This window comes from Flavobacterium sp. CG_9.10 (genome assembly GCF_015752245.1).
Classification (GTDB): domain Bacteria; phylum Bacteroidota; class Bacteroidia; order Flavobacteriales; family Flavobacteriaceae; genus Flavobacterium.
In genome coordinates this window covers 41,315-54,007 of the sequence record NZ_JADOVD010000013.1, presented here as the reverse complement: position 1 = coordinate 54,007, position 12,693 = coordinate 41,315, and the positions used below count along the sequence as shown (strand labels likewise).

Genomic DNA, 12,693 nt, shown 5'->3' with positions numbered 1-12,693 from the left:
TCTTCTAAGAATGAACAAATCCTAAAATTCAAATTCGCTCACAATTTCTTTTCTTTTTTACTAACTTTGAAACAAACTAAAAACCTATTAATGAAACCAACCTCAATTCTCTATTTATTCCTACTCTTATTATTATCTGCTACAACTTACGCTCAAATCACACTAAATGATCCGGTAATAAAAAAAATGGTTACCGAAGTAAAAGCGGAAAATCTGGAAGCAACGATTCGCAAATTAGCTTCTTTTGGAACCCGACATACTTTAAGCGACACCAAAAGCAACACTAGAGGTATTGGCGCGGCACAACGCTGGGTAAAATCTGAATTTGATAAATATGCTTTAGAATCTGGCGGGAGGCTTTCCTCGACCATCGATTATTTCATGATTAAAGCCGACGGAAAGCGAATTGCAATCGACAGCCAACTTGGCAATGTAATGGCAACATTAAAAGGTACTGACCCAACTGACGATCGAGTATTAATCATAAGTGGACATTTGGATTCCCGTGCTACTGATGTTATGGACGCTAAATCTGATGCTCCCGGTGCTAATGACGATGCTTCAGGAGTAGCCGCAATGATGGAACTAACAAGAATTATGAGCAAAAGAGAATTTCCTTTTACCTTAATTTTCGTGGCAGTAACAGGAGAAGAACAAGGATTATATGGTGCCAAACATTTAGCCGATATTGCTAAAGAATCCAAGTGGAATGTTATTGCGATGATCAACAACGATATGATTGGCAATAGCTTATCTAGCGGTACCAATTTAAGAGACAATACTAAAGTTCGCGTTTTCAGCGAAACAATTCCTTATCTGGAAACGGAATCCGAAGCTAAAATGCGCAAAGCTACAAACCGCGATAACGACAGTCCTTCAAGACAACTAGCCCGTTACATCAAAACAATTACCAATCAATACGTGGACCAATTAGACATAAATTTAGTATACAGAAATGACCGATTTTTACGTGGAGGCGATCACACTCCTTTTAGTCAAAATGGATTTACTGCTATTCGTTTTTGTGAAAGGAATGAAAATTACAATCAACAACATCAAAATCTGAGAACAGAAAATAACATAAAATACGGTGATCTTCCTGAATTCATGGATTTTGATTATTTGAGAAAAATAACATGTTCGAACTTGGCTACTTTCACTAATTTAGCGTGGTCACCAAAAGCTCCAGCAAACGCAGGAATCGAAGTGAAAGAACTTACTAATTCTTCAGTTTTAGTTTGGACAGCTCCAGAGGGGAAAGCAGTCTATGGTTATAACATTCTTATCAGAGAAACAGCGGCCTCACATTGGGAAAAAACAATTTTTGTTAAAGATATAAAAGCCGAAATCCCTTATTCTAAAGACAATTATTTCTTCGCCATACAATCAACTGATGAATTAGGACATTCCAGTTTACCGGTTTTCCCTTTGCCAATTCGCTAACAAAAAAACTAGTCCATAAAAAAAGCGTTCGCCTAGGCGAACGCTTTTCTATTTTTATGATGTGGGATTAATTATAAACACTCTCTTTTTTAAAGTGAACTGTCAATAAATAATAAATCACTGCTCTATATTTATTTTTGTTGGAACGACCATATTTTTCCATCACAGCATCAATTCCAGCATCTAAATTAGTTCCATCAGCAAGTCCTAACTTCTTGATTAGAAAATTATTTTTAACTGTATCCAGTTCTGATTGTTGGCTTCCGGCAACAGTCGCTGAATCGGTATTGTAAATGGAGGGACCGCAGCCAATAGTTACTTTAGTCAATAAATCCATGTTTGGACTAACACCGCATTTGTCTTTCAAATCGGCAGCATACTTCACAATTAATTCATCTCTTGCACTCATAAATAAAAGTTTAATATTTGATTATTTTTTTTATAACTCTCTCAAATTTAAACAATTAATCATATCTTTTAACAAATATTTAAAAAAAACTAAACCAATTCTTTAAAATACTGCAACAAAATACTATCGTTTTGTAATGTAGGCGTAAAAATCTCCAAAATATTTGGTTTCTCATTATGACTATACAACGCATTTAAACCCTTTGCCAGACTTGCTTCATTACTTGCAATAGAATAATCAAAACCATACATTTTTGACAAATGTTCGGCAGTCAAGCAATGAGAAGTTTCGAAAAAAGTATTAAAAACAGGAGTTTCTTCATGCCCAGGCAAAATCCTAAAAATTCCGCCGCCCCCATTATTAATCAAAATAATCTTGAAATTCTTTGGAATGTATTGGTTCCAAAGTGCATTGCTGTCATATAAAAAACCAATATCTCCAGTGATGAAAATAGTTTGTTTTTCATTGGCGACAGCCGCACCAATAGCGGTCGAGGTACTTCCATCTATTCCGCTGGTACCGCGATTGCAATACACTTCAATGGAAGGATCAATATCGATTAATTGGGCATAGCGAATGGCAGAGCTGTTACTAATTTGCAAATGACTATTTTTAGGTAAGCTTTTAATTACCTTTTCAAAAACCACAAAATCTGAAAAAGGAATTTTGGACAAATAAATTTCATGTTTCTCTTTACGCAACTTATTTACGGCATCCATTTTACTGAAATAATCACTTTTTATTCCTTTTGTCAAAGGTAAAAAAGCTTCAAAGAAAGAATTCGGATTAACATTAAAATGCTTTGTCAATGCTCCAAAAGTGTCATATGCTCTCAAAGTATCAATGTTCCAATGGTGTTGGGGTTTGTACTTTCGCAAAAAAGCTTTGATACGTTTAGAAACGATCATTCCACCAAAAGTCACCAGTATTTCCGGACGAAAAGTCTCAAAATCATCATTAGTGAAAGGCGTAATTATCGTATCAATATTATTTATAAAAGAAGGATGATGTAAATTGGATGTGGTTTCTGTCATCACCAACACTGACTCGTCTTCCGCTAGAAAATTAAGTGTTTTATCACTAATTTCATCGGGTTCATTCACGCCAACTAAAATCATTTTTCGAGTTGAATTATTCCAAATTTTGACAAATTCAGATAAATCTTCAATTGCAGGCATTGGATTTAAATTTGCAAAAGCATTCACCATTATATCGATAGAAAGTTCTGAAACCGTTTCGTATAAAGGCTCTTCAAAAGGTGCATTGATGTGAACCGGTCCCTTTTTATTCAAAGCAATATCAATCGCTTGGTTTATTTTATAATCATTTTCTTTGGAGACGGCTTCGTTTAAATTGGCATTATACAACGAATGGTTGGCAAATACATCTTCCTGACGAATCGTTTGCCCATCACCAATATCTATCTTGCTTTGCGGTCTATCTGCAGAAATCACAATCAAAGGGATTTGGCTGTAAAATGCTTCTGCAAAAGCAGGATAATAATTCAGTAATGCAGAACCAGATGTACAAACCAAAGCCACGGGTTGTTTGGTTTGTTGTGCAATTCCGAGTGCAAAAAAAGCGGCACAACGCTCATCGGCAATACTGTAGCATTGAAAAGCGGAATTGTTTACAAAACCTATTGTCAAGGGAGCATTTCGTGAACCCGGAGAAATTATGATGGTGGTGATTCCTTTGGCTAAACAAATCTGAATAATGCTTTGTGCTAAAGGTATTTTGGGGTAAATCATTTGTCTATTTTTCTGATTACAAAGTTACAAAGTTGTAACTCTTTTTCCAGTAGTTTCAGTTGATTTTTCTTAATTTTGGAGTAAAATCTTTTATAATGGAAATTAAAATAAGACCGGCCGTTTTTGCTGATATAGATACAATATTGGAAATTGTGAATCATCAAATACTTCACAGCACCTCTAATTATGATTATGAGCCGCACGATTTTGAAACACAAAAATCGTGGTTTGAAGAAAAAATGAAAAAAAATCAGCCAGTAATTGTCGCTGAATTTGAAAATGGGACTATTGGATATGCTACCTATGGTACTTTCAGAGAAAAAAATGGTTATCAACACACCATCGAACATTCTGTTTATGTTGCACAAGAATTTATAGGAAAAGGTATTGGAAAACTACTATTAGCCGAACTCATTCAATTGGCAAAAGAGCAAGGATATCATGTTATGATTGGCGCAGTTGATGCTGATAATTCAGGAAGTATTACTTTTCATGAAAAGTTTGGTTTTAAAGTGGTGGGCACTATTCGAGAAGTAGGCTACAAATTTGATCATTGGCTCGATTTGGTTTTTATGCAATTGATTTTAGAATAAGTGAATTTGTACTACAATTTGGTTCGTCTTTTATAATATGTTTGACTTTAAAAACTTTATAACTTTAAGACTTGCGACTTTATAGTATATTTGCACAACTAAAAATTTCATGGACTATACCTTACTTTCATCGCCTTTACAGGGATTTACTGACTTTCGTTTTAGAAATGCGCAAAACAAACTTTTTGGCGGAATTGATACTTTTTACTCGCCATACATTCGGTTGAACGGAAAAATGGTCATTAAACCTTCTTATGAACGAGATCTACTTCCTGAAAATAATCTTGATTTAGAGGTCATTCCGCAAGTAATAACAAATGATGCTGATGAATTTTTATTTGTGGCTAAGTATGTTCGAGAATTGGGTTACAAGGAATTAAACTGGAATTTAGGGTGTCCTTATCCTATGGTTACAAAATCTGGTATGGGTTCCGGCTTGATCAGTAATCCGGAAAAAATCAACCATATCCTTCATAGAGCCCACACAGAATCGGATATTATTGTGTCTATGAAAATGCGTTTGGGATATGAAAACAGTGAAGAAATTCTTGATGTATTACCTATTTTAGACACCTACCCAATTAAAAATATTGCCATACACGCGCGCATTGGAAAACAACTTTATAAAGGTGGCGTAAACTTAGATGCGTTCCAACACTGTATTGACAACACCAAACATAAATTGTATTACAATGGTGATATCACTTCAGTGGCTAAGTTTCAGGAAATGCAACAACGCTTTCCAAGCATTGACCATTGGATGATTGGCCGAGGATTAATTTCGGATCCTTTTTTACCCAATATGATAAAAAACAATACCATGGAATATCCTGCAAACAAAATTGAATTATTCAGTGCGTTTCACGATACTTTGTATGCTATTTATAGTGAATCTCTTTCAGGTTCCACGCATATTTTATTAAAAATGTATCATTTATGGGAATACTTTTCGGCTACATTCTCAAATCCGCATAAGGTTTTGAAAAAAATAAAAAAAGCGCAAAGTATTCGGAATTATGAAGCGGCAGTTTCGGAGATTTTCAAAAACGAAAAATTCTAAAGAAAAAAATAATCCATTAAGAAATTAAGAATAATTAAGCAATAAGTTCCACGGATACTTAATTTCTTACTGTTTATAATTTGGAATGTGTTCAATTCTTACTTAATCTATAAAAAAAATGAGAGTCTCATATGACTGAGAATCTCATTTAGATTGTTTACTTTAAAAAAATTAGCGAATTAGCGGTAGTAAATTATGCTTTAATCCAGTTTATCACTTCAGGATCTGTTACTAATGTTCTTGGTGCAATCACTTTTTCCAATTCTCCTTTTTCGTTAATAAGGTATTTTTGAAAATTCCATTCCACAGTTGAATCTTGCAATCCGTTTTTAGATTTTTGAGTCAAAAACTGATAGATGGCAGCCATGTCATCTCCTTTTACAGAAACTTTATCCATCATAGGAAAAGTTACTCCGTAATTCATTTGGCAAAAAGTAGCAATTTCTTCATTCGTTCCTGGTTCTTGAGATGCAAAATTATTCGCAGGAAAACCCACAATCACCAATCCTTTGTCTTTGTATTCTTTATAAACTGCTTCAAGATCTTTGTACTGTGGCGTCAATCCACATTTTGAAGCGGTATTTACAATCATGATTTTTTTTCCTTTTAAAGAAGCAAAATCAAAACTTTTTCCTGATAAATCTTCAACTTTGAATTGATAAATAGTTTCTTTAGCTACTAGTGGTGTACTCATTTTGGTTTCAGATTTTTGAAGTTGTGCCTGATTTTTACAGCTGAACAATAATAAAGCACAGCTGGCAATCAATAATACATTTTTCATAATTATATTTTTTATAAAATTAAACATTTATTTGTCTCATTAAAATTTATTTTGGTTAAACAGAAGTTAAATAAAAGGAAGCTTAGCGACAAACATCAACGCTAAGCTTCCAAACAAATAAACAACAAACTAATTCTGTAATTAAAACGTATACGTAATTTTTCCTTTCATAAAAAATGGAGTTCCCGGTGTAAAATGAATTTCTTCAACGCCTGCAGGTTCGTTTTGCAATCTTGATTCAGTTGCGAATTGCGTTTCTTTCCATTTGGTATTAAACAAATTATCGATAGACATTCCAATTGTTATTTTTTCATATTGGTAATTGATATTAAAATCAGATACAAAATAGCCTTTCGCAACGATGGAATTATCCTCATTAGCCGGACGACTTTTTAAATAGCGGTAATGAACTCCGCCTGAAAAACCATTTAATTTCTGGAAACTTAAACCGCCTGTTGAGGTAAAATCCGGTGCTAGCGGTATGTAATCCTGACCTTTTGGAGCATCCATACTTCTGGCATACGTATAATTTGCATCAGTATCTAAATAAAACCAATCATTCAATTGATAACGCAACCCTAAATCAACACCCATACGTTTTGATTTCCCGCTTGGCTCAATAATTCCGGCATCGCCTACATACACAAACTCTTGTTCCAAATACAAATACCATAAAGCGGAATTCACAATTAACTTAGGAAATGGCTTCCAAATAGTTCCAATATCAGTTCCAATTGCCGTGGGTAAAACCTGCTTACCGCTGTTTTGAACTACAACTCGAGTGTCATTAGAATGAAAACCCATCCCTGATTTTATAAAAAACTGTAAATTGTTATTTTCGGTATATATAAAATTCAACTTTGGAGAAATTTTCACTTTACTTTCCGACTGTGTTTTATAATCAGTTGTCAATTTATCTTGGTAATTGAATTTGAAATAATCCAAGCGAAAGGCAGGATTGATTATTAGTTTTCCAAGGTTTATTTCGGAATTTATATAACTGAATACATTTGATTCATCAATATCTCCCAATTTAATATTCTGCAAAGTAGTTCTTCTGTTTAAAGTATGCGAAAGTTCCGTATCGGTTGTAGCATCTGCCCGAAAACCAACTCCATATTGAAACGTTAAATCCAAATCATTCAGCTTCATTTTTTTATTCAGCTCGGCATTCATTCCATAAATATTTCTATTTTCTTTTTGTCTAATTTGGTCGCCATTGATAGGATCATTTAGGAAAAAAGTAAAATTAGAATACAATTCAAACTCATATTTAGAGTAAAAAGCGTTGGCTTTCAAGAACGTATTTTCGTTAATTGGTTTACTCAAACTCGCATTAAAATTAGTTCTAGAGGTTTTCCCTCCTTCAGTATCATCGACAGATCCAAATCGTGAAATCGTTCCATTATCAACCAATCGTTGTGGTATTTGTCCAGAAGCATCCCACTTACTGGAAAAACGAGAGGCTGAAATTGAAAATTTGGAATTATCATCCAATATCGCTGAATATTTTCCCAATAAATTGATTCGATTAAAATTTTGAGGCGAATCAAATGGCCCGTCTGTCAAAATATATTCAGTGGCGATATAAGCGCTCTGATTTTTTTGGTTACCCAAAAGATTAAACAACCCTACCGTTCTCAACGTATTAAATTGTCCCACTTCTAGACCGATGCTACTTTTTTCAAGTTTATCTTTGGTTTGAAAAGCAACATAACCTGCGGTTGCAAAATCTCCTTTATTGGCATAATACGTTCCTTTCCCGAAATCTATTTTTTCTACCGTTTCTGGAATTACAAAATGCAAATCGGCGTAACCTTGACCATGTGCGTGAGAAACCATATTTACCGGCATTCCATCCACTGAAATCGCAATATCAGTACCGTGATCGATATCAAAACCTCTCAAGAAAATTTGCTCCGCTTTACCTCCACCGGCATGTTGACCAATGAATAATCCGGGTACTTTTCGCAAAATTTCTTGAGAAGAATTTACCGGAGTCGTTTGCAAATCTATTTTTGAAATCACATTCATTGCCGAAAGCTTTGCCTGAATAACTACTTCATTCAAACGAAAACTATCGTCTTCCAGACTAATGATACTTTCGGATGAAGTCACAGAAAAATTCATTTTTTTATAACCCACAGCAGTTACTTTCAACGCATTTCCTACAACAGTTTTGTCTATCGAAAACATTCCAAATTCATCCGTATGTGCATGAGTTTCGGTAGTTATATTAATCAGATAGGCATTTTCTATTGGATTTCCATCCATATCCACCACTTTACCTTTTTGAATTTGACCATAAGAAGCCATCCCGAAGAAAGTAATCAGGATTATAAAAACATTTTTCATCTAATGGCTATAATTGATTTACCTTTTTGTCTAAATTAGGTCCTAATTCATAAATACTGGAAAGCAATTCTTCCTTAATGGGTTGTACTTTTACGGCTTCTTTATTAGATTTATAAATCATCGCTAAATGATATTGCACTTTTGGTTCGAATGATTTCCCAACTACATATTTTTGAGCAATTTCTAATGCTTTTTTATTTTGGCCAAGATTTAAATAAGACCACGCCAATAAATCATAAGAATCAGGAGTTGGTCGGTGATCCACTTCGACTTTTGCAATTTCAAGTGCTTTCGAAGCCGTTTCTTTTGCGTCAGCATAAATTAAAACATTGTATTTGTTATACATTGCGCCATAATTGTTGGCTTTTAGCATTTCGAAATAAGCATTTCTGTTTTCTAATTCTTTTGCTTTATCTCCTTCGAATTGGGCAATTTGAGATTTCAATAAATAAAAATCAGGCGTATTGTGAGTCACTTCAATGGCTTCAACAATTCTTTTTGCCTCTTCTGTATTTCTTTCATGTGAAAATACAATCCAGGCTATTCCTTTTAAAGCATACGAATAATTGGGATCGATTGTCAAAGTTTTTATGTAGCTGTCATAGGATTCCTGAATTCTGCCGGCATGACCGTAAAAATCTCCAAGATTTGAGTAAGACCAGATTTTAAGGACTTTATTATCTTCTTTTTCAGCAATATCTCTGGCTTTTTCCATGAAAGTAATTGCGGTTTTCAAATCACCTTTATGGTCGTTCCATTTAGCCAAACGAATTAGATAATCATAATCTCTCATATCACGCAATGCGTTCAAATTCTTTACGGCTTCCGGATAATTACCTAATTCCATTTGAACATCAAATAATAATTTTTGAGTTTCTTTCTTTCCTTCGCCTATTGCCATAGCTTTATTGGCTAAGTTCAAAGCTTCCTTAAATCGATGCTGAGCAATATAATTTCTTGCCAAAGATCGAATAGTGGAAACCTTAGAATATTTATAAGTTGCATTGGATTGCGTTAGTAAAGCTTCCGTTTTATATAAATATTTGATGTTTCCAGTATATTCAAAAAGTGCAGCATAATTTGAAGCAATTAGACTTAAGTAACTGATTTGATTAGGAGCTGCATCGAATTTCTTTTGCCAGAAATCAATTTCATCATTAGCAAAAGTCATTGATTTATTATCTTTTACATTCAAATATTTAATGTAATCTGATGTTTTTGTAATTTGAGTTGGTTTGTTACTACAGCTATAAAGTGCTATGATTGCAAAAACCAATAATGGGATTATTTTTGAAGGTTTCATAATCAATTGTTGTTTGTTTGTTTGTTTGTTTGTTTGTTTGTTTGTTTTGAAAGAAAAAAAAACAGAGCACAATTAAAATGAAAGTACCCTGTTTTTTTTAAAATAAATATTACCAGGCTGTTGCCAAATAAGGGAATGAAGTTGTAAATGTTTTATCATTTGAATCTACGTGATCAGAAGTAAGACCAGCATTAGAAGCACCTGTTGGGCCACCAAAGATTAATATTAACTCCGTATCAATAACATCATCAGCCAAAGCTCTACCTGTTAAGACATTTGTCCCATCAAAAAAAGTTGTTTTTCCTGAAGTTTTCACATTCAATACGTCAGTTGCCAATATCCCTGTAAATTGAGAAGACGTTAAACCTAAAGCATTTTTTGTATATCCAGCATTTAAAGCTAGCAATCTAGATTCAAAAATAGATTGGTATTTTGCACCCATCATTGATGGAATTGCAGCATTGAAATCATCTTTAGGTTGACCCGCAGCAATGAACACGGTATTTATAGCCGGTCTTGCCATCTGATCTTGTTGTACAAAAGTTCCAGAAAAATCAGCACTTGCCATTGGATCCGTACTATTATCGTCATTATTACAGCTTACTGCACCTATTGCGCAAACTACTGCTACCGCTATGATTTTGAATTTATTTGATTTACTCATGATATTTTTATTTAAATTTTTTCTTAATTCGTGAACTTGACGTTTCATAATTTTAAAGTTTAATAAACAATAATTGATTATTGTTTTTTCTTAGTTTCTGCCCATACATTCAAAGTACTCGCAGTACCTAACATTGCTTTTGGAACTTCTACTACTATTGAAAGTACATTTGTTCCTGCAAAAGTATCTGTACCTGGGTTTTTGAATCCTGAAGCTGTTCCACCAAGGATTGCTTTGAATTGTCCTAGGTCAAAAAAGAAAGGATCGTCTCTTGGTCCTGCGAAAAATTTCATTCCGTTTTGTGTTCCTAATATAGGAGTAGCACCGTAAGTAGAAATCGCAACAGTTCCTGAAGCAGCGCTAGATTTGATTGTACTTGATGTTCCTGTTGTTCCAGGAGCATAAGGACCAAAGAAATACATTTTGTCTCCTCTTTTAATCGCTTGAATTACTAAATCCTCCACATTATCACCTGTGTTATCAATATTAATTTCAATCATTACATTTTCATTAAATGCCGCTGCGGCTGTTGCATTAGGACTTAACAATCCTTGCGTATTTACTGCAAATACTAAGTTGTTCGTGTCTTGTCCTTGAAAAGTGTACACATCGGTAATATCTGCTGCATTACCTGTTACTGATGGAGCATCTACATGATCCGCTGCTACTAAAATTAAGCCCGAAATCGCCACTAGCGATAGACCTAATAACATTTTTGTTTTTTTCATTTTGTTATAATTTAAAAGGTTATAAAAGCATTTACGGCATTGTTTCCGTTTTGGTTTTAAAAATCATAAAAAAAAATTAATTAATATTTTAATTATTTGATAATCAATGTTTTAAATACAATATAAAAACATAATTTTTTTATTTTTTAAAAAAAATTAAAGCAGAAATTGATATAATTTACCAATTGTAGATAAGAATGTATAAGTTTGCAATAGCAAAACATAAAGGATATGACCCAAGACGAATTATTAGTGTTGATATATAAGAAAGACGATAAGGCATTTACACATCTATATGATATGTATTCCAAAAGCCTTTTTGCAGTAATTACCGTTCTGGTAAAAAATAGAGAAGAAGCCGAAGATGTTCTTCAAGATGTATTTGTAAAAATCTGGAAAAACATTGATTCCTATCATGAAAGTAAAGGTCGATTCTATACTTGGATTTTAAATATCGCCAGAAATACCTCCATCGATAAATTGCGTTCTAAAAATTTTAATAACAGTCAAAAAAACCTTTCCTCAGATAATTTCGTACATCTGTTAGACGACAGTAATAAACTCGTCAATAAAATTGATACTATAGGTATACAAGAGTTTATCAAAAAACTCAAACCGAAATGTATTCAAATAATAGATTTACTGTTTTTTAAAGGATATACCCAACAAGAAGCTTCTGATGAATTAGAAATTCCTTTGGGTACTGTTAAAACTCATAATCGAAACTGTATTAATGACTTAAGAAATTATTTAAAAGTATAATGGAAGCAAAAGAATATATAGAATCAGGTATTTTAGAACTTTACGTTTATGGTTTACTAAATGAAACCGAAAATGAACAGGTTACTATTATGGCAAAAAACAACCCCGAAATCAATGAAGAAATCATTGCGATTGAAAAGGCTATAGTGGCTTTATCTTCCAGTTTTTCACCGTTTATTTCTGCTGAGAATTTCGAAAAAATAAAAGAAAAATTAGAACTTAAACACGCCAAAGTAATTGAATTCGAACCAAGCAGAAATTGGTCTCAATACGTCGGTTGGGCCGCTGCGGTTCTTTTATTGGTTGGCATTGGCTATCAATACAATCAAATGGAGCAAACCAATAACCAAGTGGTAAATGCTACTTCCGAGAAATCAAAACTTGAGAAGGATATTAAAACTTTGGAACTGAAAAACTCGGCAAGTGAAACCAGTTTAGCAATTGTAAGAGATATTAAAAACACGGTTGTAGCTCTTGGCGGACAAGCAGTTGCGCCGCAATCTTCGGCAAAAGTATATTGGAACAAAGAAACGAAAGTGGTTTATGTAGATGCGGCAGGATTACCGGAACCACCAGAAGGAATGGTATACCAAGTCTGGGCATTAAAATTGAATCCGTTGACACCTACAAGCATCGGACTACTGGAAAATTTCAAAGTTAATGATCAAAAAATGTTTGCTGTCGATAATGCAAATGAAGCGGAGGCTTTTGGTATAACTTTGGAGCCTGCAGGAGGAAGTTTAAGTCCTACAATGGAACAACTATATACTTTGGGAAAAGTATAAATAATATCATATTTCAACATTTCAAGTTCCCAATTAAAAAGGCTAAATAGCCAACTTGG

The 12,693-nt window shown here is 33.7% G+C and carries 12 protein-coding genes; 5 read left to right on the top strand and 7 right to left on the bottom strand.

The window, feature by feature from the left end:
* Positions 1 to 90 precede the first annotated feature (90 nt).
* Positions 91 to 1,443, top strand: a complete 1,353-nt coding sequence (locus tag IWX84_RS11960) for a M20/M25/M40 family metallo-hydrolase (RefSeq protein ID WP_196850988.1) — start codon at positions 91 to 93, stop codon at positions 1,441 to 1,443.
* Between the two features lie 67 nt (positions 1,444 to 1,510).
* Here the strand turns inward: IWX84_RS11960 and IWX84_RS11955 are convergent, their stop codons facing one another.
* Positions 1,511 to 1,852 carry a DUF2853 family protein gene (locus tag IWX84_RS11955; protein ID WP_196850987.1) on the bottom strand — a complete coding sequence of 114 codons (342 nt, stop codon included), beginning with the start codon at positions 1,850 to 1,852 and terminating at the stop codon, positions 1,511 to 1,513.
* 89 nt (positions 1,853 to 1,941) lie between these two features.
* Positions 1,942 to 3,603, bottom strand: a complete 1,662-nt coding sequence (gene menD / locus IWX84_RS11950; protein WP_196850986.1) for a 2-succinyl-5-enolpyruvyl-6-hydroxy-3-cyclohexene-1-carboxylic-acid synthase — start codon at positions 3,601 to 3,603, stop codon at positions 1,942 to 1,944.
* Between the two features lie 95 nt (positions 3,604 to 3,698).
* On the opposite strand from menD, the gene IWX84_RS11945 reads away from it, so the two are divergent.
* On the top strand, positions 3,699 to 4,196 hold the full coding sequence (locus tag IWX84_RS11945; protein WP_196850985.1) for a GNAT family N-acetyltransferase: 498 nt from the start codon (positions 3,699 to 3,701) through the stop codon (positions 4,194 to 4,196).
* 109 nt (positions 4,197 to 4,305) lie between these two features.
* On the top strand, positions 4,306 to 5,256 hold the full coding sequence (locus IWX84_RS11940) for a tRNA dihydrouridine synthase (protein ID WP_196850984.1): 951 nt from the start codon (positions 4,306 to 4,308) through the stop codon (positions 5,254 to 5,256).
* A gap of 193 nt (positions 5,257 to 5,449) precedes the next feature.
* Here the strand turns inward: IWX84_RS11940 and IWX84_RS11935 are convergent, their stop codons facing one another.
* The 5 genes from IWX84_RS11935 to IWX84_RS11915 all read right to left on the bottom strand — a co-directional run bounded on the left by IWX84_RS11935 (position 5,450) and on the right by IWX84_RS11915 (position 11,087).
* A complete protein-coding gene (locus IWX84_RS11935; protein WP_196850983.1) occupies positions 5,450 to 6,037 on the bottom strand; it encodes a glutathione peroxidase in 588 nt (195 codons plus the stop codon).
* Positions 6,038 to 6,178: 141 nt separating this feature from the next.
* Entirely contained in the window at positions 6,179 to 8,392 is a 2,214-nt protein-coding gene (locus tag IWX84_RS11930; RefSeq protein WP_196850982.1) for a TonB-dependent receptor, read from the bottom strand.
* A 7-nt stretch (positions 8,393 to 8,399) separates the two neighbouring features.
* On the bottom strand, positions 8,400 to 9,695 hold the full coding sequence (locus IWX84_RS11925; RefSeq protein WP_196850981.1) for a tetratricopeptide repeat protein: 1,296 nt from the start codon (positions 9,693 to 9,695) through the stop codon (positions 8,400 to 8,402).
* Between the two features lie 109 nt (positions 9,696 to 9,804).
* Positions 9,805 to 10,407, bottom strand: a complete 603-nt coding sequence (locus IWX84_RS11920) for a DUF4331 family protein (RefSeq protein WP_196850980.1) — start codon at positions 10,405 to 10,407, stop codon at positions 9,805 to 9,807.
* 29 nt (positions 10,408 to 10,436) lie between these two features.
* Positions 10,437 to 11,087, bottom strand: coding sequence for a DUF4331 family protein (locus IWX84_RS11915; protein ID WP_196850979.1), 651 nt, complete (start codon positions 11,085 to 11,087; stop codon positions 10,437 to 10,439).
* Between the two features lie 231 nt (positions 11,088 to 11,318).
* Here IWX84_RS11915 and IWX84_RS11910 point away from each other — a divergent pair, with 231 nt between their 5' ends.
* Both IWX84_RS11910 and IWX84_RS11905 read left to right on the top strand, forming a co-directional pair.
* Positions 11,319 to 11,849: an RNA polymerase sigma factor gene (locus IWX84_RS11910; protein WP_196850978.1), complete on the top strand. Its 531-nt coding sequence runs from the start codon at positions 11,319 to 11,321 to the stop codon at positions 11,847 to 11,849.
* Positions 11,849 to 12,634: an anti-sigma factor domain-containing protein gene (locus IWX84_RS11905; RefSeq protein WP_196850977.1), complete on the top strand. Its 786-nt coding sequence runs from the start codon at positions 11,849 to 11,851 to the stop codon at positions 12,632 to 12,634. The genes IWX84_RS11910 and IWX84_RS11905 overlap by 1 nt, the downstream gene beginning before the upstream one ends.
* Positions 12,635 to 12,693 lie beyond the last annotated feature (59 nt).

Excerpts from the sequence above, each read along its gene's own strand:
- IWX84_RS11955 (WP_196850987.1), bottom strand. The coding sequence starts at position 1,852 with ATGAGTGCAAGAGATGAATTAATTGTGAAGTATGCTGCCGATTTGAAA.
- IWX84_RS11910 (WP_196850978.1), top strand. The coding sequence starts at position 11,319 with ATGACCCAAGACGAATTATTAGTGTTGATATATAAGAAAGACGATAAG.
- IWX84_RS11935 (WP_196850983.1), bottom strand. The coding sequence starts at position 6,037 with ATGAAAAATGTATTATTGATTGCCAGCTGTGCTTTATTATTGTTCAGC.
- IWX84_RS11960 (WP_196850988.1), top strand. The coding sequence starts at position 91 with ATGAAACCAACCTCAATTCTCTATTTATTCCTACTCTTATTATTATCT.
- IWX84_RS11940 (WP_196850984.1), top strand. The coding sequence starts at position 4,306 with ATGGACTATACCTTACTTTCATCGCCTTTACAGGGATTTACTGACTTT.
- IWX84_RS11930 (WP_196850982.1), bottom strand. The coding sequence starts at position 8,392 with ATGAAAAATGTTTTTATAATCCTGATTACTTTCTTCGGGATGGCTTCT.
- IWX84_RS11945 (WP_196850985.1), top strand. The coding sequence starts at position 3,699 with ATGGAAATTAAAATAAGACCGGCCGTTTTTGCTGATATAGATACAATA.
- IWX84_RS11925 (WP_196850981.1), bottom strand. The coding sequence starts at position 9,695 with ATGAAACCTTCAAAAATAATCCCATTATTGGTTTTTGCAATCATAGCA.
- IWX84_RS11915 (WP_196850979.1), bottom strand. The coding sequence starts at position 11,087 with ATGAAAAAAACAAAAATGTTATTAGGTCTATCGCTAGTGGCGATTTCG.
- IWX84_RS11920 (WP_196850980.1), bottom strand. The coding sequence starts at position 10,407 with ATGAAACGTCAAGTTCACGAATTAAGAAAAAATTTAAATAAAAATATC.
- IWX84_RS11905 (WP_196850977.1), top strand. The coding sequence starts at position 11,849 with ATGGAAGCAAAAGAATATATAGAATCAGGTATTTTAGAACTTTACGTT.
- menD (WP_196850986.1), bottom strand. The coding sequence starts at position 3,603 with ATGATTTACCCCAAAATACCTTTAGCACAAAGCATTATTCAGATTTGT.